The organism is Kitasatospora sp. NBC_00070 (genome assembly GCF_045041205.1).
In the GTDB taxonomy this organism is placed as follows: domain Bacteria; phylum Actinomycetota; class Actinomycetes; order Streptomycetales; family Streptomycetaceae; genus Kitasatospora.
Genome location: NZ_CP108247.1, coordinates 5,993,700 through 6,013,558 on the forward strand (window position 1 = coordinate 5,993,700; position 19,859 = coordinate 6,013,558).

Sequence of the window (19,859 nt, forward strand, 5' to 3'; positions counted from 1 at the left end):
TGTCCCGGTCCGTCAGGAACGGGAGCCGGGACGGGGCCGGGGGTCTTTGCCGATCTGTGACCACCCCCGGTGTGGGCATCGGCTTAGGCATGGCTTACTTTACTGGTGGGTGAGGGTGTCCTAACTAGGTGCCCGCCCGTCCCTCAAGCCGTCCCCGTCCGTGGAGTCCTGATGCCCGTCCGTCGCCCGCACCTCGCCGCGCTGCTCACCTTCGCCGTGGCCGGTGCCGCGCTGACCGCCTGCACCGAGCAGAAGAAGGACGTCTCGGCCGACGGCGCGATCCAGGTGAACGCCTCGGACAGTGCCTGCGAGCTCTCGAAGACCAGCTTCCCGGCCGGCGCGGTCAACTTCGCCGTGCAGAACAAGGGTTCCAAGGTCACCGAGGTCTACGTCTACGCCCCGGGCGACAAGATCGTGGCCGAGCGGGAGAACATCGGCCCCGGCACCAAGGCCACCATCACCTCGGAGATCAAGGCCGGCGAGTACGAGGTCGCCTGCAAGCCGGGCATGACCGGCGACGGCATCCGGCAGAAGATCACCGTGACCGGTGACGGCGCCCAGGCCAAGGGCGACCCGCGCCTGGACAAGGCGGTCGCCGAGTACCGCAAGTACGTCCAGGAGCAGGCCGACGCCACCATCCCGCTGGTGCAGAAGTTCGCCGACGCGGTCAAGGCCGGCGACCTGGCGGCCGCCAAGGCGGCGTTCGCCCCGTCCCGGGTGGGCTGGGAGCGGACCGAGCCGGTGGCCGAGAGCTTCGGTGACATCGACCCGAAGACCGACGTCCGCGAGGACGGCCTGGAGGCCGGCCAGGAGTGGACCGGCTGGCACAAGCTGGAGAAGTCGCTCTGGGAGGCCGGCGCGATCACCGACGCCGACAAGAAGCTGGCCGACCAGCTGGTCACCGACCTGAAGGAGTGGCAGAAGGTGGTCGGCACCGCCGACATCACCGCCACCAGCATGGCCAACGGCGCCAAGGAGCTGCTGGACGAGGTCGCCACCGGCAAGGTCACCGGCGAGGAGGACCGCTACAGCCACACCGACCTGTCGGACTTCGCGGGCAACGTCGAGGGCGCGCTGAAGGCGTACGAGCTGATCAAGCCGGTCGCCGCCGAGAAGGACCCGGAGCTGGCCAAGACGCTGGACCAGGAGTTCGCGGCGCTGCAGGCGATGCTCGCCAAGTACAAGCAGGCCGACGGCAGCTACACCTCGTACGACAAGGTCGCCGAGCCCGAGCGGAAGACCTTCTCGGACGCGGTCAACGCGCTCGCCGAGCCGCTCTCCAAGCTCGCCGCCGCCGTCGTGGTCAAGTAAGACCTGAGGGAGAGTCATGGTCGAGCAGACGCAGGAGACCGGCGCGGAGCAGGGCCCGGAGCCGAAGGGCGCGGTCAGCCGACGCGCCGTCATCGGCTGGGCCGGGGCCGGGGTGGCGCTCGGCGCCGCCGCAGTCGGCACGGTGGCCGCGGCCACCCGGAGCTCCGACGAGGAGGCCGAGGCCGCCCTCAAGGCGGTCCCGGACATCGAGTTCTACGGCGAGCACCAGGCGGGCATCGCCACCCCGGTCCAGGACCGGCTGCACTTCGCCGCCTTCGACGTCTCCACCACCAGCCGGGACGCCCTGATCCGGGTGCTCAAGGAGTGGACCAAGGCGGCGGCCGTGATGACCGGCGGCCGCGAGGTCGGCACCGGGGCGACCGGCCTGGCCGAGGCCCCGCCGGACGACACCGGCGAGGCGCTGGGCCTGCCCGCGTCCCGGCTGACCCTGACCATCGGCTTCGGCCCGACCCTGTTCGAGAAGGACGGCAAGGACCGGTTCGGCCTCAAGGCCAAGCGGCCCGAGGGCCTGATCGACCTGCCCGCCTTCCCGCACGACAACCTGGACCCGGCCCGCAGCGGCGGCGACCTCTGCGTGCAGGCGTGCGCGGACGACCCGCAGGTGGCGGTGCACGCGATCCGCAACCTGGCCCGGATCGGGATGGGCGTGGTCACCGTGCGCTGGTCCCAGCTCGGCTTCGGCAAGACCTCCTCCACCACCCCGGAGGCGCAGACCCCGCGCAACCTGATGGGCTTCAAGGACGGCACCCACAACGTCTCGGGCCAGGACACCCCGACCCTGGACGAGCACATCTGGGCGGCGCCCGGCGACGGCCCGGAGTGGATGACCGGCGGCTCGTACCTGGTGGCCCGGCGGATCCGGATGCACATCGAGACCTGGGACCGCACCCCGCTCAAGGAGCAGGAGGACATCTTCGGGCGGACCAAGCGCGAGGGTGCCCCGTTCGGCAAGCAGAAGGAGCACGACGCTCCGGACCTGTCGGCGATGCCGAAGGACTCGCACGTCCGGCTGGCCCACCCCGACAGCAACAGCGGGGCCAAGCTGCTCCGCCGGGGCTTCTCCTTCACCGACGGCTCGGACGGTCTGGGCCGACTGGAGGCCGGGCTGTTCTTCCTGGCGTACCAGCGCGACACCCGCAAGGCGTTCGTGCCGGTGCAGCGCAAGCTGGCCGCCACCGACGCCCTCAACGAGTACATCCAGCATGTCGGTTCGGCGCACTTCGCCTGCCCGCCGGGGGTCCGCAAGCCCGGCGAGTGGTGGGGTCAGTCGCTCTTCGGCTGACCTGCCCCGATCCCACAAGTACTGGAAGGACACCGCCGTGTTCGGCAACTACCTGATCGGCCTGCGCGAGGGGCTCGAAGCCAGCCTGGTGGTCTGCATCCTGATCGCCTACCTGGTCAAGACCGAGCGCCGGCAGGCGCTCGCCCCGGTCTGGATCGGCATCGGGGTGGCGGTCGCGCTCAGCATGGCGTTCGGCGCCCTGCTCCAGTTCGGCTCCAACCAGCTCACCTTCCAGGCCCAGGAGACCCTCGGCGGCACGCTGTCGATCATCGCGGTCGGGCTGGTCACCTGGATGGTGTTCTGGATGCGCCGGACGGCCCGTCACCTGAAGACCGAGCTGCACGGCAAGCTGGACGCGGCGGTCGCGATGGGCACCGGCGCGCTGGTGTTCACCGCCTTCCTGGCGGTCGGCCGGGAGGGCCTGGAGACCGCGCTGTTCATCTGGGCGGCGGTGCAGGCCACCAGCGACGGCGTCCGGCCGCTGGTCGGCGCCTGCCTCGGGCTGCTCACCGCGGTCTTCCTCGGCTGGTTGTTCTACCGGGGTGCCCTGAAGATCAACCTGGCCAAGTTCTTCACCTGGACCGGCGCGATGCTGGTCGTGGTGGCCGCCGGGGTGCTGGCCTACGGCCTGCACGACCTCCAGGAGGCCGACATCCTGCCGGGCCTGGCGAACCGCGCGTTCGACATCAGCAGCACCGTCCCCCGGGACAGCTGGTACGGCACCCTGCTCAAGGGCGTCTTCAACTTCCAGCCCGACCCGACGGTGCTCCAGGTCTCGGCCTGGACGCTGTACGTGGTGCCCACGCTGTTCCTGTTCCTGCGTCAGCCCGGCAAGGTGGCCGTGCCGCCGGCCCCCGCGAAGGCTCCGGCCGACGCGGGCTGACGCTCCGCCACCCGTCGCGTGTCCCTGGGTGCGCGGCGGGTCGCCCGGCGGGAGACTGGGCGGCGGAGGTGCCTCCCATGTCCGACTGGCGTTCCCGCGCGGCCCGCGCGAGCAGGCGTCCGTTCGCCCGCCCGACGGGGCAGCAGACCGGTCCCGCCCCCGAGCACTCGATGGACCCCCGCGCCGAGCTGCTGGACGACGGGGTGCAGCTGGAGCGCTCGGTGGTGGACGCCGCCGTGTACCGGGGCGGCCACCGGATCGCCGGTGCCGACAGCCTGGCCGAGGTGTACCGCCAGGTGCCGGGCGAGCCCGGCACGATGGCCTGGATCGGCCTCTACCGCCCGGCCGAGGAGCAGATGCTGGAGGCGGCCGAGCGGTTCGGCCTGCACGAGCTCGCGGTCGAGGACGCCATCGTCGCCCACCAGCGGCCCAAGCTGGAGCGCTACGGCGCCACCCTGTTCGTGGTGCTCCGGGCGGCCCGCTACCTGGACGAGAGCGAACAGGTCGACTTCGGCGAGATCCACCTCTTCGTCGGCCCGCAGTTCGTCCTGACGGTGCGCCACTCGCAGTCCCCGGACCTCTCGGTGGTCCGCCGCCGGCTGGAGGACGACCCCGAGCTGCTGGCGCTCGGCCCGGAGGCGGTGCTGTACGCCGTGCTGGACGCGGTGGTGGACGGCTACGCCCCCGTGATCGCCGGGCTCCAGCACGACATCGACGAGATCGAGACCGAGGTCTTCAGCGGCGACCCGAAGGTCTCCCGACGGATCTACGAGCTCTCCCGCGAGGTGATCGAGTTCCAGCGCTCGACCCGCCCGCTGCTGCAGATCATGGCCAGCCTGGAGGCCGGCTTCGGCAAGTACGGCACCGACGAGGAGCTCCAGCGCAACCTGCGTGACGTGGCCGACCACGCCACCACCGCCGCCGAACGGGTGGACGGCTTCCGGCAGATGCTGCAGAACATCCTCACCGTCAACGCCACCCTGGTCTCGCAGGCGCAGAACGAGGAGATGAAGCAGCTCGCCGAGGCCGGGCACGCCCAGAACAACGAGATCAAGAAGATCTCCTCCTGGGCCGCCATCCTGTTCGCGCCGACCCTGATCGGCACCGTCTACGGGATGAACTTCGCCCACATGCCGGAGCTCGGCTGGGTGTTCGGCTACCCGTTCGCGATCGGGCTGATGGCGCTGGTCTGCGGCGGGCTCTACCTGGTCTTCAAGCGCCGGGACTGGCTCTGAGCGGGTGATCCGGCCGACAGGGCGAGGGCGATCAGCAGGCCGAACGCGAGGACGGCGGTGAGCGTGCGCAGGTCGTTGAACAGCTCCCAGCGGCGCAGGACCTCCGCGTGGTCGGCCGGGGCCGAGGTGCGGGCCCACTCCTTGATCCGGCCGTTGATCGGTACGTTGCCGAACCGGGTGGTCAGGAAGGAGACCAGGGTCAGCGCGGCGGCCGCGCCCGCGAGCAGCCGGGCCCGGCCCCGGGTCAGCAGCGCGAGCGCGAGGGAACTCAGGATCGAGACCGCCATCGCGGCCTGCATGGTGATGCCGTTCATCTTCATCAGCTCGGTGTGGAAGGAGAGCCGGAGGTCGAGCGGTACGGCGTCGAAGGTGGGGACGAGGTTGGCGGCGCCGTAGCCGAACGCGCCGGCCAGCAGGCCGGTGGCGAGCAGGGCGAGCCCCTGGAGGAGTCGGGTGCGCATGGTGGTGGCTCCAGTACGTGGGTGCGGGTGGGTGCGGTGGGTCAGTGGTCCGACGACGCAGGCCCGCGAATTGTGAGGTCGGGCCGCCCGGAGCGGCCGCCGACCGGGCTGGGAGGATGGCGGGGTGAACGACGTCCCAGGCTCCCCGATCCGGTCCGGCATCCCCGAGCACGGCCGGGTGCCCAAGTACTACGCGGTGAAGGCGGAGCTGGAAGCCCTGCTGGACGAGCTCGGCGAGGGCGGTGCGCTGCCCACCGAACGGGAGTTGGCGGCCAGGTACGAGGTGTCCCGGGAGACCCTCCGGCAGGCGCTGCGCGACCTGCTGATCCAGGGCCGGGTCCGGCGCCGGGGCCGCAGCACGGTGGCGGCGGGCCCGAAGCTGGAGCAGCCGCTCTCGCTGGCCAGCTACACCGAGGGCGTCCGCCGGCAGGGCCGGGTGCCGGGTCGGACCCTGATCGGCCTCGAACAGCTCGGCGCGGACGGGCAGTTGGCGGACCAGCTGCGGCTGCCGGCCGGGGCGCCGGTCTGGCACCTGGAGCGGGTGCTGCTCGCCGACGGCGAGCGGGTCGGCCTGGAGAGCACCTATCTCGCGGTGGCCCGGATCCCGTCCCTGGAGCGGGAGTTCGATCCGGGGGCGTCGCTCTACGCGTTCCTGACCGAGAAGCTCGGCATCGGGTTCGGCGCGGCCGACGAACGGATCGAGACCGTGCTCGCCACCCCCCGGGAGGCCCTGCTGATCGGCACCCCGCCGGCCCTCCCGATGCTCCTGCTGCACCGGCTCACCCGGGACACCACCGGCACTCCGTTGGAGCGGGTCCGCTCGCTCTACCGGGGTGACCGTTTCAGCTTCACCACCCGCCTGGAGCCGGATTCCTGAGTGCACGAAGGGAGTTGGGCCCGGCCGCACATAGGTCACGAAACGGTAACGGGTCTGGACCGAAGTTCGGACGCTGTTCACGCCGGGTACCGCAGCCGGGGGAGCTCGCGCCACCGGACGGCCCGAGTGTGGTCCGCGCCCCGCTCCAGCTCTGACGCTTCCTCAGGAGGACGACGTGACCGCAGGACTCCCCAGGCGCAGCCTGCTCCTCGGCACCGCCGCAGCCGCTCTCGTGACCGGCCCGCTCGCCCGCACCGCGCTCGCCGCCACCGCCGCCCGGACCCCCAAGGTGCTGGTGATCGGCCTGGACGGCACCATGCTCAACCGGATCAAGGACGCCGACGCGCCGAACCTGGACGCCCTGATGGCCGGCGGGCTGACCGCCGCGAGCAGCCTGTACGCCAACCCGATGGCCGAGACCTCCTCGGGCCCGGGCTGGACCACCATCGCCACCGGCGTCTGGCCGGACAAGCACAACGTCAAGGACAACAACTTCACCGCGCCCAACCTGGCCGCCTACCCGGACTGGCTGACCCGGGTGGAGCGGGCCGACTCGGCGTTCTCCACCTACGTGGTGGCCTCCTGGGCGTCGATCCCGAACACCATCTACTCGGCGACCGTGGACACCCGGGTGGCCACCCCGAGCGCCGAGTACGACACCGGCACCACCTCCCGCGCGGTGGCCAAGCTGCGGGACGGCAACCCCGACGCGGTCTTCGTCCAGCTCGACAACGTCGACCACGCGGGTCACGCGAGCGGCTCGGCCAGCCAGGCGTACCTGGACGCGATCAAGGGCGTGGACGGCCAGGTCGGCCAGATCGTCGCGGCGGTCCGGGGCCGGGCCGGCTACGCCCAGGAGGACTGGCTGATCATGGTGACGGCCGACCACGGCCACACCCCGACCGGCGGCCACGGCGGCTCGACCTGGGAGGAGCGGCAGACCTTCGTGATCGCCAACGGCGGTGGCCTGGCGGCCGGTTCGGTCCGCTACGACGTGCGGATGGTGGACATCGCGCCGACCGCGCTGGCCCACCTGGGCATCGCGATCGACCCGGCCTGGAGCCTGGACGGTGCCCCGATCGCGAGCCTCACCCCGGACGCGTTCGACGCGCTGCGTCCGCAGCTGACCGGCCGGGTGGACGAGACCGGCATCGCGGCGGGTGTGCTCGGCTTCACCCGCACCGCGCCGAGCGGCTGGTCGGTGGACAACTCGGCGATGGGCACCGGCGGGGTCACCGAGTGGCGCGGCTGGTCGTTCACCACCGACGAGTTCTGGACGAAGACCCAGCGCGACCAGTACCGCGAGCTCAACGTGCGCTCCCGGAACGTCTTCGCGGTCGCCGACTCCGACGAGTGGGCCGACAAGTCCTTCTCGGGCAACTACGACACCACCCTGGTCAGCCCGGCCTACCCGGTCTCCGGCCTGGCCACCGTCAAGGTCGAGTACACCAGCTACTACCAGCAGGACGGTGCCCAGACCGCCAAGGTGCTGGCCTCCTGGAGCGGCGGCACGCCGGTCCAGCTGGCCTCGTACAGCAGCCTGGTGAACGGCCGTCAGACCCACACCCTGACCGTCCCGGCCGGCGCCGGCACCCTCCAGCTGCGGTTCCGCTACACCGGCAGCAACAACTGGTACTGGGTGGTCGACAACGTCCGGGTCTACGGCGTCTGATGCCTGCCCGGGTGGCCCGTCGATCCGGCGGGCCACCCGGGACCGGGGGTCAGCGGGTGTCGTGTGCGGTGTCGGTGGCCTTGATCTCCGACCAGGACTTCGGCTCCTGAACGGCCTTGGCCCGCAGGGTGGGTGAGGTCCCGGCGGCCGGCTTGCCGCTGGTGTAGAGCCAGGTCTGCAGCAGGTCGCCGAGCGGCTTGCCGGAGACCCGCTCGGCGTACCGCCGGAAGTCCGCGATGGAGGCGTTGCCGTACTTGCGCTCGGCCGGCCAGCCGCGCAGGATCGCGAAGAACGCCTGGTCGCCGACGGTGTTGCGGAGGGCCTGGACGGCGAGTGCGCCGCGGTCGTACACCGCGGCGTGGAACTGGTTGTCCGGGCCCGGATCGCCGGGGAGCACGGTCCAGAACGGGTCCTCGGCGGGCTTGCTCGCGTACGTCCAGTCCGCCAACTCCTGGGCGGTGCCCTCGTTCTCGTGCTCGGACCAGAGCCACTGGGCGTACCGGGCGAAGCCCTCGTTCAGCCAGATCTCGCTCCAGTGGTCGAGCGAGACGCTGTCGCCGTACCACTGGTGCGCCAACTCGTGGACGACGATCGAGGTGTTGGAGCCGGCCGCGAAGATCCGCGGGCTGTAGTAGATCTGGCTCTGGGTCTCCAGGGCGTAGCCGGGGCGGGTGTTGGGGACGTAGCCGCCGACGGTGTCGAAGGGGTACGGGCCGAGCAGGGTGCTGAGCCAGTCGGTGAGCTCGCCGGTCCGCTCCAGGCTGGCGCGGGCGGCGCCGGCGTTGGCGCCGAGGTCGCGGCTGTAGGCGGTGAACACCGGGATGCCGCCCTCGGTGACCGAGGTGCCGATCTCGAACCGGCCGACCGCCAGGGTGGCCAGGTAGGTGGCCTGCGGCTTGGTCTGCCGCCAGTTCCACCGGGTCCAGCCGAGGCGCGAACTCTGCGACACCAGCGCGCCGTTGCTGATCGCCTGGGTCCCGTCGGGGACCAGCACGGAGACGTCGAAGGTGGCCTTGTCGGAGGGGTGGTCGTTGCTCGGGAACCACCACCAGGCGGACTCCGGCTCGTTGGCGGCCACTCCGCCGTCCGGGGTGCGCTGCCAGGAGGTGAAGCCGTACGCCGTGACGGCGGACGGGACGCCGGAGTAGCGGACCACCACGGTGGCGTGCTCGCCCTTGCCGAGCGGGGTGGCCGGGGTGATCTCCAGCTCGTGCTCACCGGTCCGGGCGAAGCCCGCCTTCCGCCCGTTGACCTGCACCTCCTCGACGGTGAGTGCGAAGTCGAGGTTGAACCGGGACAGCGCGGCGGTGGTGGTGGTCAGCAGCGTCGCGGTGCCTTCGAGCCGGTCGGTGGCGGGCTGGTACTTCAGGCGCAGGTCGTAGTGCGAGACCTGGTAGCCGCCGTTGCCGTACTGCGGGTAGTAGGAGTCGCCGAGGCCGGACGCGCCGACGGCGCCGGTGGCGGCGCCGGCCGGATCGGCCAGCAGCAGGGCGGCGGTCAGCGCCGCGGAGATGGTCAGCCTTTTGCGCACGGGTCCTCCGAAGTACCGGGGCGGTGAGCGGACTGATCGACCGTAGGACGCGCGGCGGGCCGCCGGGGGCGACCCGGGGCAGCTGTTATGAAATGTTCACGCTAAGAAACGCCGGGGCACCTGGGCCCGGGTCTCGGCCTGCGGGCGTCGGACGGGCTGCGGTGCCAGGCGCGGACGCACGGGCGGGTGCGGCAGCAGTCGGAGCACCCGGGTGACGGTGGCCCGGCCGGGTCGGAGCAGCAGGGTGCAGAGCACGGCGGCCAGCAGGTGGGCCAGGGCCAGCGCGACCGAGGGGCTGGGGACCGGCAGGGCCGGGTCGGTCAGGCCGAGCAGGTGGCTCGGCCGGGGGATCGGGGCCGGGGTGGCCGTGGTCCGGGCGAACAGCACGTAGAGGGCGATCTGAGTGGCCGTCATCCAGGCGCCGGTCAGGCCCAGGCCCGGGGTGCCCCGGGCCAGCAGCCCGTTGCAGAGGGTGGTGCCGACGACCGCCAGGGCCAGTGCCGGGAGGTGCGGCCGGGCGCCTTCGAGGGCGAGGTGGGCGGTGGCGGTGAGGGTCACGCAGAGGACGGACGGGACGGCGACGCGGAGGGTGCGGAGCTGCCAGGTCTTCACAGTCGGTCACTGTGGCATCACCGCCTTGTGGCGGGCTTGTGCCGCCGGATCACCGTCGGGCCCCGGGGGTGACCGCCCGGCGGGCACGAACCAGCCAACCACCGCAGGGCGAAACCGGCCTGACGGTCGCTCAGTTCGAGTCGTTGGGGTCGGACCTCTTCCCCAGCCATGTGATGTATGCAATGGTACATGTCACACTCCCCACCGTGTTCACGACAGAACCGGGTCCGAGCTCGACTCCCGGCGCTGCCACGGTCCGCAATCCCCCACTGTCGCGTGTCCCCAACACGCGGCCGCAGACCGGCCCGGAGGCCACCTTCATGCGTAGTTCCCCCACGACGAAAGACGTCGTCCGGCTGCTGATAGCCGCCCTGATCTGCTGTCTCGGGCTGACCCTGCTCGCGCCGGCCGGCCACGCCGCCGCCGTCGGCGGCAAGGGCCCGCAGCCCACCCCGGCCCCCGCGCCGAGGTCCGGCCCGGCGCCGCAGCCGGCCACCCTGGTGGCCGCCGCGGACCTGCCCGCCGAGGAGAGCAAGCAGCCCGTCGCGATCTCCGAGCGCGCCCCGCTGCGGGCGGTCAAGGACAAGACCCAGCACGTCCCGAACCTCGCCAAGTCGCAGGCGGCGCCCGGCGCGGCCGGTGCCGCGGCCACCTGCAACGTCACCGACTTCACCTCGAAGACCGGCGCCGCGCTGGTCCAGCAGATCAAGGGCTCGGACCTGACCTGCGTGAACACGCTGTTCGGCCTGACCGGCCCGAACGCGCAGGCGCTGTTCCGCGAGGCGCAGATGGTCACGGTCTCCGACGCGCTGCGCAGCGCCGCGGCCAACTACCCCGGTGACAACAGCACTTCGACCGGGCAGCTGGTGCTGTTCCTGCGCGCCGGGTACTTCGTGCAGTGGTACAACGAGTCCACCGTCGGCAGCTACGGCCCGGCACTGAAGAGCTCGATCCAGGGCGCCCTGGACTCCTTCTTCGCCGCCCCGCGCGCCGCCGACGTCAACGACGCCAACGGCACCACGCTGTCCGAGGCGGTCATCCTGGTCGACAGCGCCCAGGAGAACGCCCGCTACCTGGGCTTGGTCAAGCGGCTGCTGACCAACTACAACAGCTCGTACGACAGTTCGTACTACATGGTGGCGGCGGTCAACAACGCCTACACCATCCTGTTCCGCGGCCACCAGACGGACGAGTTCCTGCCCGCCGTGCAGGCCGACCCGAGCATCCTCACCGTGCTGCGCGACTTCGCGGTCGCCCACGACAACCTGCTCGGCACCGACAAGTCCTACCTGACCGCCAATGCGGGTCGCGAGCTCGGCCGCTTCCTGGTCCACCCGGAGCTGAAGTCGGCCGTCAGCCCGCTGCTCAAGCAGCTGCTGGACCGGACCACGATGACCGGCCGGACCGCGTCGATCTGGGTCCCGATGGCGGACATGACCGCCGAGTACGACGCGGCCAACTGCGCGTACTACGGCACCTGCGACCTGTCGAACCGGGTGCGCGCCGCCGTGCTGACGATCAACCACACCTGCAGCCCGAGCATCAAGATCGTCGCCCAGGCGATGACCGCGGCCGACCTGGCCGCCACCTGCACCAGCCTGAACAACCAGGACGCCTACTTCCACAGCGTGGTCAAGGACACCGGGGCGGTGGCGAACGACAACAACAGCACCATCGAGGTCAACGCGTTCGACTCCAGCGCCGACTACCAGACCTACGCCGGCGTGATCTTCGGGATCAGCACCAACAACGGCGGCATGTACCTGGAGGGCAACCCGGCCGCCGCCGGGAACCAGCCGCGGTTCATCGCCTACGAGGCCGAGTGGGTGCGTCCGGACTTCCAGATCTGGAACCTCAACCACGAGTACACCCACTACCTCGACGGCCGGTTCGACATGTTCGGCGACTTCAACGCCGGCATGACCACCCCGACCGTGATGTGGGTCGAGGGCTTCGCCGAGTACATCTCCTACTCGTACCGGAACGTCACGTACACCGCCGCGCTGACCGAGGCGGGCAAGAACACCTACAAGCTCAGCACGCTGTTCGACACCACCTACGACAACGCGGACTCCACCCGGGTCTACAACTGGGGCTACCTGGCGGTCCGTTACCTGATCCAGCAGCACCCGGCGGACGTCACCACGCTGCTCGGGTACTACCGGGCCGGCAACTGGGCGGCCGCCCGCACCCTGCTCACCTCCACCATCGGCACCCGCTACGACGCGGACTTCGCCGCCTGGCTGGCGCGCTGCTCGACGGGCAGCTGCGACCCGACGCCGCCCGCCAACAAGCCGCCGGTGGCGGGCTTCACCGCGCTGGTGACCGGCCTCGCGGTGAACTTCACCGACGTCTCCACCGACCCGGACGGCACCATCGCCGCCCGCGCCTGGAACTTCGGTGACGGCACCACCTCGACCGCCGCCAACCCGGCCAAGACCTTCGCCGCGGCGGGCACCTACAGCGTCAAGCTCACGGTGACGGACAACAAGGGCGCCACCGCGACCACCACCCAGCCGATCACGGTGGCCGTGGCCGGCCTGCCGGAGTGCGCCCCGGCCGACGACACCCGGGTGCTCGGCAAGAACTGCCGCCGCACCAACGTGTCCAACACCGTGGCGAACTACAGCTACTTCTACCTGAACGTGCCGGCCGGCACCGCCTCGATCAAGGTCACCGTCGCCGGTGGCACGGGCAACGCCGACCTGTACTACAGCCCGAGCAACTGGGCCACCACCACCAACTTCACCCAGCGTTCGGTGAAGAACGGCAACACCGAGACCCTGACCATCAAGAAGCCCCCGGCGGGCTACGTCTACCTGAGCCTGTTCGCCGCGGCCAACTTCGACAAGGTCAGCATCACGACCGAGTTCTGAGCCGTCCGATCCACGGGCCGCCGCACCCCTCCGGGGGTGCGGCGGTTCCGGCATTTCCGGGCCGGAGGTGCGGGGCCGGAAAAGCGCGGCCGGTTCACCACCGTGCGCCGCTGATATCTGCTCTGACTGCGAACTACCTTGATGAAGAACCCGATTGTCGGTCGGGTTCGGTAATACACGGTATTTGTACGATATTCCAGTGCAGATGAAGTGAGGCACAGATGAGCAGGTCCCGCATCGCTCTCGGTATCGCGACGGGTATGAGTGTCCTCTCGCTGGCCCTGTCGGCCGGCACCACCGCCGGGGCGGTCGCCCCGACGGCCACCGACGGCCTCCGGGCGGTCAAGGCGGCACCGCCGGGCGTGGGCGCCACGGCCGCGCCGTCGCTCGCCGCCAGCTACCGCACCACCCGCTTCACCAGTGGCCACGGTGGCCGGTGCCTGGACGCGGACCTCAACACCATCAACGGCAACGGCACCAAGGTGCAGCTCTGGGACTGCAACGGCTGGTCGAACCAGACCTGGATCTGGACCCCGGCACCGGGCCAGCCGGTCGGCTACTACAAGATCCAGACCGAGAAGAACTACCGGTGCCTGGACGCGGACCTCAACACCATCAACGGCAACGGCACCAAGGTGCAGCTCTGGGACTGCAACGGCTGGGACAACCAGATCTGGATCTGGGACGGCCAGACCCTGCAGACCAAGAAGAACGCCCGGGTCCTGGACGCGGACCTGAACACCATCAACGGCAACGGCACCAAGGTGCAGCTCTGGGACCGCAACGGCTGGGACAACCAGCGGTGGATCTTCGGCTGACGCACCGTCCGTTGACCCACCGTCGGTGAGCGGCCCGGCCCCACCCGTCCCCGGACGGGTGGGGCCGGTGCCGTGGTCAGCCCTCGGCGAAGGCGTCGGCCAGCCGGCGCAGGCCCTCGCCGATCTCCTCGGGGCCGTGCGTGGTGAAGGACATCCGCAGCGTCCGCCGGTCCGGCTCGGCGGCGTAGAACGGCGCACCGGGGACGTACGCGACGTCGTGCCGGACGGCGGTCCGCAGCAGGGCGGTCGCGTCGTGGCCGTCCGGCAGCCGGACCCAGAGGAACATGCCGCCGGCCGGGTGGTTCCACCGGCTGCCCGTCGGCAGGGCCTTGGGCAGACCGGCGAGCAGCGCGTCCCGCCGCTCGCGGTAGGCGGTCCTGATCCGTCCGAGGTGCCCGTCGAGGTCGGCGTCGCGCAGGTAGCGGGCGGCGGCGGCCTGGTCGACGGTCGAGGTGTGCAGGTCGACCGACTGCTTGACGATCACACAGGCGCGGCGCAGCGCGGCGGGCGCGCGCAGGAAGCCCAGCCGCAGGCCGGGCGCGAGGATCTTCGAGAACGAGCCCAGCAGCACGGTCCGGTCGGCGGCCGCCGGGAGCCCGGCGATCCACGGCTCGGCCTCGCCGTCGTAGCGCAGCTCGCCGTACGGGTCGTCCTCGACGATCCAGAAGCCGTGCCGTTCGGCGAGTTCGGCCACCGCCCGGCGGCGGGCGGTGGCCAGCGTGCGACCGGTCGGGTTCTGGAAGGTGGGCACCAGGTAGAGCAGCTTCGGCCGCTCGGTGGCCACCAACTCGGCCAGCGCGTCCGGGATCAGGCCGCCGTCGTCGGTCGGCACCGGCACCACCCGGGCGCCCGCCAGGGCGAAGCACTGCAGCGCGGCCAGGTAGCCGGGGTCCTCCACCAGCACCACGTCGCCGGGCTCCAGCAGTGCGGTGGCGAGCAGGGTCAGCCCCTGCTGGGAGCCGGTGGTGACCAGCAACCCGTCCGGCCCGGTGGCCAGTCCACGACCCGTCAGCCGTTCGGCGATCGCGGTGCGCAGCTCCGGGTCGCCCTCGGTGGTGGAGTACTGCAGGGCCCGCTCCGGGATCTCGGTGAGCACCCGGTGGTAGGCGGCCCGCAGGCCGGCCGCGTCGAAGAGTTCGGGAGCGGGCAGGCCGCCCGCGAACGAGATCACCTCGGGCCGCGCGGTCAGCGCGAGGATCTCCCGTACGGCGGACGGCCCGACGGTGGCGGCGCGGGCGGCGAGGGGCGGCAGTTCGGCTCGGGTCATGGCCGGAGCCTACGAGCAGTGGGGCCGCCCGATCGAGCCCCTTCCACCATGTGACCGGCGTCAGCCCCGGGGCAGCACCAGGGACTGGATCTCCGGCAGCGAACGCCAGTCGCTGGTGGCGATGCTGGCGTGGGCGGCGGCCAGCTGGGTGACCCTGGCCCGGGCCTGGTCGGCGGTGGGGGCGGTGCCGGAGATGGCCGGGGCGACGTTGTGCGCGTCCGTCATCACCAGCAGGTAGTGCCGGGCCTGGTACCAGGAGGTGTCGATGTTCCCGGCCAGGTAGGCGGCGGCGTCGCCGTCGAAGACCACGAACCACGGGCGCAGGTTGGTCTCGCCGTACCTGCCCCGGGGGTCGCCCGCGGCCGCGCCGTGCACCACCGGGAAGACCTGTGCCTGGCCGACCCGGCCGGCCGCCGCCAGGTCGCGCAGGTAGCGCCCGTACTCGACGTCGGTGTGCAGGGTGTCGAACGGGTTCTGCTCCTCGACGGTGCCGGGGATGACGTCGACCAGCACCCGCCCGGCCAGCGCCGACCGGCTCGGCCAGTTGCCGGCCCGGGCGGCGTCGTCCAGGGTGGCGTACGAGCCCAGCAGGTCGGCCGGGCGGAACACCCGGCTGCCGAGGTGGGCGGCGATCAGCGCGTCGAGCTGGGCCGGGCCCATGCCCCGGTTGGCGGCGAAGCCGCCCTTCAGCTCCAACTTGACCACCAGCGGCCCGGACTGGGGGTGCGCGCCGAGCCAGAGCCGGATGTCGTCCAGGCAGTGTTCGAGGTTCTTGTTGGTGCCGCCGCCGTACAGCTGGGAGGCGTCGGTGGCCGCGACACAGTTGTTGCTGTTGCCCAGCGGGTTGGAGTGGCTGACCTTCCACTCCTTGGTGACGGTGTCGGTCCAGGCGTCCAGCTCGATCAGGCTGGTGCCGGTGTCCAGCGAGCGGGCCAACTGGGCGAAGGCGGCCGGGTCGTAGGTGTTGTGCAGGCCGACCGTGGTGGACCCGGCGAACGGGAGGTCGGTGGTGGCGGCGGCCTGTGCCGGGGCGGTCGGCAGCAGGGTGGCGACTGCGACGGCGACGGTGGTGGCGAGCAGGGCGGCGGCGGTCCGGCGAAGGCTCAACGGTCTCTCCTGGTCGGGGGGTTGGCGAGGTGGCCAGCATCGGACAGTCGAGCGGACGTCAGGTGACATGACAAGTACATCTGGCAGAAGAGTTCGTCACGGATGGGCTTGACCCACGCATGACAGTGCCGCCACCATCGTGCTTGGCGCGCGCCGCAGTTCCTCCCGCCATCCGTCCTACCGGACAACCCCCACAGGAGGACAGTCATGCGACTGCTCAGTCGCGGAAGGCCCGCTGCGGCCGTTGCCGCCCTGCTCGCGATAGCGCTGGCGATGCCGCTGGCGTCCGAGGCCAGCGCCAAACCCGCACCGGTGAACGAGAGTTCGTCCGCCGCCCAGGACGAGGCGATCGTCCAGTACGCCATCGACGGCCCGCGCACGCCGGCCGAGCGCACCGCCATCGCCGCCGTCGGCGTCTCGATCGACGAGGTGGACGCCCAGTCGGTGGTGGTCTCCGCCACCGCCGCCGAGGCCCGCCGACTCCGGACCCAGGGCTGGAAGTTGACCGCCCTGCCCGGCCCGGAGCCGGAGACCGGACTGGGGGTCACCATCAACGACTTCCCGTCCAAGGACTCGATGTACCACAACTACGCCGAGGCCACCGCCGACATCAACGCCGTGGTGGCGGCGCACCCGGCCATCATGAGCAAGCAGGTGATCGGCAAGTCCTACGAGGGCCGGGACCTGTTCGCGATCAAGATCAGCGACAACGTCGGCACCGACGAGGCCGAGCCGGAGGTGCTGTTCACCCACCACCAGCACGCCCGGGAGCACCTCACCGTCGAGATGGCGCTCTACCTGCTGCACGAGTTCGGTGACAAGTACGCCACCGACAGCCGGATCGCGGGCGTGGTGAACAGCCGGGAGATCTGGATCGTGCCGGACGTCAACCCGGACGGCGGCGAGTACGACGTGGCCACCGGCAACTACCGCAGCTGGCGGAAGAACCGGCAGCCCAACTCCGGCTCCAGCTACGTCGGCACCGACCAGAACCGCAACTGGAACTTCAAGTTCGGCTGCTGCGGCGGCTCCTCGGGCTCCACCTCCAGCGAGACCTACCGGGGCAGCGCCGCGGAGTCCGCCAAGGAGGTCAAGGTGGTGGCCGACTTCGTCCGCAGCCGGATCGTCGGCGGCAAGCAGCAGATCACCGCCGCGATCGACTTCCACACCTACAGCGAGCTGGTGCTCTGGCCGTTCGGCTGGACGTACAACAACACCGCCACCGGCATGACGGCGGACGAGTACAACACCTTCGCCACCTTCGGGAAGACCATGGCGAACAGCAACGGCTACACCCCCGAGCAGTCCAGCGACCTGTACATCACCGACGGGACGATCGACGACTGGCTGTGGGGCACCCAGCGGGTCTTCGCGTACACCTTCGAGATGTACCCGTCCGAGAGCGGCGGCGGGGGCGGGTTCTACCCGCCCGACGAGGTGATCGCCCGGGAGACCAGCCGGAACCGCGATGCCGTGCTGCGGCTGCTGGAGAACGCGGACTGCATGTACCGCGCGATCGGCAAGCAGCAGCAGTACTGCGGGATCGCGTCCTGAGCGCGCTCCGTCGGCCGGGCCTGCCCGGGTCCCGGCCGACGGAGCGTCAGAACCGGCCCGGGGCCGCCCCGGCCCGGGCACCGTCGACCACCGCGCGGAGCGCGGGCTCGGCGGGCGAGCCGGCCTCGGCGGTGTAGACGACCAGCGCCTGGTCCGGGTCGTCCGGCAGCCGCAGGGTCTCGTAGGCGAGGGTGAAGGTGCCGGCCGCGGGGTGCCACACGGTGTACTCGCCGTGGGTCTTCTCGCGGACCTCCTGGTTCTCCCAGAGCCGGGCGAACTCCGGGCTCCGGTCGGCCAGTCGGGCCACCAGGTCGGTGTACCCGGGGTCGCACTGGTGCCGGCCGAGGTCCATCCGCAGGATCGCCACCAGGTCGCGGGCCTTGCCCTCCCAGTCCAGGTACCGGCTGCGCATCCGCTCGTCGCAGAAGTGCAGCCAGGTGAGGTTCCGCTGCTCCGGCGGCAGCCCGGCCAGGTCCACCAGCATCAGCGCGGCGAGCGCCTCGTTCCAGGCCAGCACGTCCGTCCGCCGCCCGACCACCAGGGCGGGGGTGTCCGGCATCGAGTCGAGCAGCCGCAGCAGCCCCGGACGGACCTGCTGTGCGGGCCGGCGGCCGGTGGGATCGGGGCGGACCAGGTGCAGCAGGTGCTGCCGCTCGGCCTGGTCGAGCCGCAGGGCGGTGGCCACCGCGTCGATCACGCTGTCCGAGACGTTCTCCGCCCGGCCCTGCTCGAACCGCACATAGTAGTCGACGCTGACCCCGGCCAGCTGGGCCAGCTCCTCCCGGCGCAGGCCCGGCACCCGGCGGCGTTCGCCGTACTGCTGCAACCCGGCGTCGGCCGGCTGCAGCCGGGCCCGTCGTGACCGCAGGAAGGTCCCCAGTTCACCCTTTTTGCCCATGCTCCGATCCTAAGGGTGGTTCTCGCAGACCCAGGTCCGGTTGTTCCCAGGTGGCGTGGAGTGCTGGGTAACCCGCCCGGGCCCCGGCAGGATCTGTTCTGACAGCACGCCGGACCGAAAGGCACCGCTCATGAGCATCACCACCGTCGCCGCCTACGCCGCCCCCGCCCCGAAGGCCCCACTGGAGCGCATCACCGTGCCGCGCCGCCCGGTCGGCGAGCACGACGTCCTGATCGACATCAAGTTCTCCGGCATCTGCCACTCCGACATCCACCAGGTCAACGAGGACTGGGGCCAGGCCCCGTTCCCGATGGTGCCGGGCCACGAGATCGCGGGCGTGGTCTCCGAGGTCGGCCCCGGGGTCACCCGGTACGCGGTCGGCGACCGGGTCGGGGTCGGCTGCTTCGTGGACTCCTGCCGGGAGTGCGACAACTGCCTGGCCGGGCACGAGCAGTACTGCACCGGCGGGCTGACCTTCACCTACCCGGCGGGCCCGGACGGGCAGCCGACCTACGGTGGCTACAGCACCCACGTCGTGGTGGACGAGAACTACGTGCTGGGCATCCCGGAGGGCATCGGCCTGGCCGAGGCCGCTCCGCTGCTCTGCGCCGGGATCACCCTCTACTCGCCGCTCAGCCACTGGGAGGCCGGCCCGGGCAAGAAGGTCGCCATCGTCGGCCTGGGCGGTCTCGGGCACATGGGCGTCAAGATCGCCCACGCGATGGGCGCCGAGGTCACCGTGCTCAGCCAGTCGCTGCGCAAGCAGGAGGACGGCCTGCGGCTGGGCGCGGACCACTTCCACGCCACCGCCGACCCGGCCACCTTCACCGAGCTGGCCGGCACCTTCGACCTGATCGTGAACACCGTCTCGGCCAACCTGCCGCTGGACGACTACCTCGGCCTGCTCCGCACCGGCGGCACCCTGGTCAACGTCGGCGCCCCGGCCGAGCCCGCCCCGGTCAACATGTTCTCGCTGATCGGCGGCCGCAAGCAGCTGGCAGGCTCGATGATCGGCGGCATCCGGGAGACCCAGGAGATGCTGGACTTCTGCGCCCGGCACGGCCTCGGCGCGGAGATCGAGACCATCGCGGTGGACCAGATCAACGAGGCGTACGCCCGGGTGCTGGCCAGCGACGTGCGGTACCGCTTCGTCATCGACACCGGCACGTTCTGACGGTGCCCGAGTGCTCACCGTACTGGTCGGGTACGAGGCCGCCCCGGGTCGGCAGGACGAGCTGAGGACGGAGCTGGAGGCCCAGTTGGAACCGGCCGCCGAGCTGCCCGGCTGCCTGGCCTTCGAGCTCTACATCGACCCGAACTGCCGGGACCGGATGCTGACGGTGGAGCAGTGGACCTCGTTGGCCGGCTGGCGCCGCCACCGGCCGACGCGGCTCGGGCAGCTTGCGGAGCTGCTCGCCCGCCCCGCCACCGTCCGCTGCCTGACGGTGAGTTGA

Annotated in this window: 17 protein-coding genes; 11 read left to right on the forward strand and 6 right to left on the reverse strand. The window is 71.3% G+C overall.

What is annotated here, in order from left to right; genetic code table 11:
* Positions 1 to 171 precede the first annotated feature (171 nt).
* From efeO to OHV05_RS27225, 4 genes are all read left to right on the forward strand, one after another.
* Complete coding sequence (gene efeO, locus OHV05_RS27210; RefSeq protein WP_405019986.1) at positions 172 to 1,311, forward strand: iron uptake system protein EfeO; 1,140 nt, start codon at positions 172 to 174, stop codon at positions 1,309 to 1,311.
* 16 nt (positions 1,312 to 1,327) lie between these two features.
* On the forward strand, positions 1,328 to 2,614 hold the full coding sequence (gene efeB / locus OHV05_RS27215) for an iron uptake transporter deferrochelatase/peroxidase subunit (protein WP_405019987.1): 1,287 nt from the start codon (positions 1,328 to 1,330) through the stop codon (positions 2,612 to 2,614).
* 37 nt (positions 2,615 to 2,651) lie between these two features.
* Positions 2,652 to 3,497: an iron uptake transporter permease EfeU gene (gene efeU, locus OHV05_RS27220; protein ID WP_405019988.1), complete on the forward strand. Its 846-nt coding sequence runs from the start codon at positions 2,652 to 2,654 to the stop codon at positions 3,495 to 3,497.
* A 77-nt stretch (positions 3,498 to 3,574) separates the two neighbouring features.
* Positions 3,575 to 4,732, forward strand: coding sequence for a magnesium and cobalt transport protein CorA (locus OHV05_RS27225; protein ID WP_405019989.1), 1,158 nt, complete (start codon positions 3,575 to 3,577; stop codon positions 4,730 to 4,732).
* Here the strand turns inward: OHV05_RS27225 and OHV05_RS27230 are convergent.
* The gene (locus OHV05_RS27230) at positions 4,699 to 5,193 is read right to left on the reverse strand and encodes an anthrone oxygenase family protein (RefSeq protein WP_405019990.1); all 495 of its coding nucleotides are present in this window, start codon (positions 5,191 to 5,193) and stop codon (positions 4,699 to 4,701) included. The genes OHV05_RS27225 and OHV05_RS27230 overlap by 34 nt on opposite strands.
* A 124-nt stretch (positions 5,194 to 5,317) precedes the next feature.
* Between OHV05_RS27230 and OHV05_RS27235 the strand changes: the two genes are divergently transcribed.
* Both OHV05_RS27235 and OHV05_RS27240 read left to right on the forward strand, forming a co-directional pair.
* Positions 5,318 to 6,070: a GntR family transcriptional regulator gene (locus OHV05_RS27235; RefSeq protein ID WP_405019991.1), complete on the forward strand. Its 753-nt coding sequence runs from the start codon at positions 5,318 to 5,320 to the stop codon at positions 6,068 to 6,070.
* 175 nt (positions 6,071 to 6,245) lie between these two features.
* A complete protein-coding gene (locus tag OHV05_RS27240) occupies positions 6,246 to 7,742 on the forward strand; it encodes an alkaline phosphatase family protein (RefSeq protein WP_405019992.1) in 1,497 nt (498 codons plus the stop codon).
* A 49-nt stretch (positions 7,743 to 7,791) separates the two neighbouring features.
* On the opposite strand, the gene OHV05_RS27245 is transcribed toward OHV05_RS27240, so the two are convergent.
* On the reverse strand, positions 7,792 to 9,273 hold the full coding sequence (locus OHV05_RS27245) for a M1 family metallopeptidase (protein ID WP_405019993.1): 1,482 nt from the start codon (positions 9,271 to 9,273) through the stop codon (positions 7,792 to 7,794).
* Positions 9,274 to 9,369: 96 nt separating this feature from the next.
* Positions 9,370 to 9,885, reverse strand: a complete 516-nt coding sequence (locus tag OHV05_RS27250) for a hypothetical protein (protein WP_405019994.1) — start codon at positions 9,883 to 9,885, stop codon at positions 9,370 to 9,372.
* Positions 9,886 to 10,205: 320 nt separating this feature from the next.
* Between OHV05_RS27250 and OHV05_RS27255 the strand changes: the two genes are divergently transcribed.
* Both OHV05_RS27255 and OHV05_RS27260 read left to right on the forward strand, forming a co-directional pair.
* Positions 10,206 to 12,761, forward strand: a complete 2,556-nt coding sequence (locus tag OHV05_RS27255) for a collagenase (protein ID WP_405019995.1) — start codon at positions 10,206 to 10,208, stop codon at positions 12,759 to 12,761.
* A 260-nt stretch (positions 12,762 to 13,021) separates the two neighbouring features.
* On the forward strand, positions 13,022 to 13,579 hold the full coding sequence (locus tag OHV05_RS27260) for an RICIN domain-containing protein (protein WP_405019996.1): 558 nt from the start codon (positions 13,022 to 13,024) through the stop codon (positions 13,577 to 13,579).
* A gap of 76 nt (positions 13,580 to 13,655) precedes the next feature.
* On the opposite strand, the gene OHV05_RS27265 is transcribed toward OHV05_RS27260, so the two are convergent.
* Both OHV05_RS27265 and OHV05_RS27270 read right to left on the reverse strand, forming a co-directional pair.
* Positions 13,656 to 14,846, reverse strand: a complete 1,191-nt coding sequence (locus OHV05_RS27265; protein ID WP_405019997.1) for a PLP-dependent aminotransferase family protein — start codon at positions 14,844 to 14,846, stop codon at positions 13,656 to 13,658.
* A gap of 60 nt (positions 14,847 to 14,906) precedes the next feature.
* Positions 14,907 to 15,953, reverse strand: coding sequence for a phosphatidylinositol-specific phospholipase C domain-containing protein (locus OHV05_RS27270; RefSeq protein WP_405019998.1), 1,047 nt, complete (start codon positions 15,951 to 15,953; stop codon positions 14,907 to 14,909).
* A gap of 207 nt (positions 15,954 to 16,160) precedes the next feature.
* On the opposite strand from OHV05_RS27270, the gene OHV05_RS27275 reads away from it, so the two are divergent.
* Entirely contained in the window at positions 16,161 to 17,507 is a 1,347-nt protein-coding gene (locus OHV05_RS27275; RefSeq protein ID WP_405019999.1) for a M14 family metallopeptidase, read from the forward strand.
* A gap of 46 nt (positions 17,508 to 17,553) precedes the next feature.
* On the opposite strand, the gene OHV05_RS27280 is transcribed toward OHV05_RS27275, so the two are convergent.
* The gene (locus tag OHV05_RS27280) at positions 17,554 to 18,405 is read right to left on the reverse strand and encodes a helix-turn-helix transcriptional regulator (RefSeq protein ID WP_405020000.1); all 852 of its coding nucleotides are present in this window, start codon (positions 18,403 to 18,405) and stop codon (positions 17,554 to 17,556) included.
* A gap of 136 nt (positions 18,406 to 18,541) precedes the next feature.
* Between OHV05_RS27280 and OHV05_RS27285 the strand changes: the two genes are divergently transcribed.
* Both OHV05_RS27285 and OHV05_RS27290 read left to right on the forward strand, forming a co-directional pair.
* Positions 18,542 to 19,579, forward strand: a complete 1,038-nt coding sequence (locus tag OHV05_RS27285) for an NAD(P)-dependent alcohol dehydrogenase (RefSeq protein WP_403039606.1) — start codon at positions 18,542 to 18,544, stop codon at positions 19,577 to 19,579.
* Between the two features lie 10 nt (positions 19,580 to 19,589).
* A complete protein-coding gene (locus OHV05_RS27290; protein ID WP_405020001.1) occupies positions 19,590 to 19,859 on the forward strand; it encodes a putative quinol monooxygenase in 270 nt (89 codons plus the stop codon).

Bases quoted from the DNA above. Each gene is read 5' to 3' on its own strand.
- efeO (WP_405019986.1), top strand. From the start codon at position 172: ATGCCCGTCCGTCGCCCGCACCTCGCCGCGCTGCTCACCTTCGCCGTG.
- efeB (WP_405019987.1), top strand. From the start codon at position 1,328: ATGGTCGAGCAGACGCAGGAGACCGGCGCGGAGCAGGGCCCGGAGCCG.
- OHV05_RS27225 (WP_405019989.1), top strand. From the start codon at position 3,575: ATGTCCGACTGGCGTTCCCGCGCGGCCCGCGCGAGCAGGCGTCCGTTC.
- OHV05_RS27230 (WP_405019990.1), bottom strand. From the start codon at position 5,193: ATGCGCACCCGACTCCTCCAGGGGCTCGCCCTGCTCGCCACCGGCCTG.
- OHV05_RS27255 (WP_405019995.1), top strand. From the start codon at position 10,206: ATGCGTAGTTCCCCCACGACGAAAGACGTCGTCCGGCTGCTGATAGCC.
- OHV05_RS27260 (WP_405019996.1), top strand. From the start codon at position 13,022: ATGAGTGTCCTCTCGCTGGCCCTGTCGGCCGGCACCACCGCCGGGGCG.
- OHV05_RS27265 (WP_405019997.1), bottom strand. From the start codon at position 14,846: ATGACCCGAGCCGAACTGCCGCCCCTCGCCGCCCGCGCCGCCACCGTC.
- OHV05_RS27275 (WP_405019999.1), top strand. From the start codon at position 16,161: ATGCGACTGCTCAGTCGCGGAAGGCCCGCTGCGGCCGTTGCCGCCCTG.
- OHV05_RS27280 (WP_405020000.1), bottom strand. From the start codon at position 18,405: ATGGGCAAAAAGGGTGAACTGGGGACCTTCCTGCGGTCACGACGGGCC.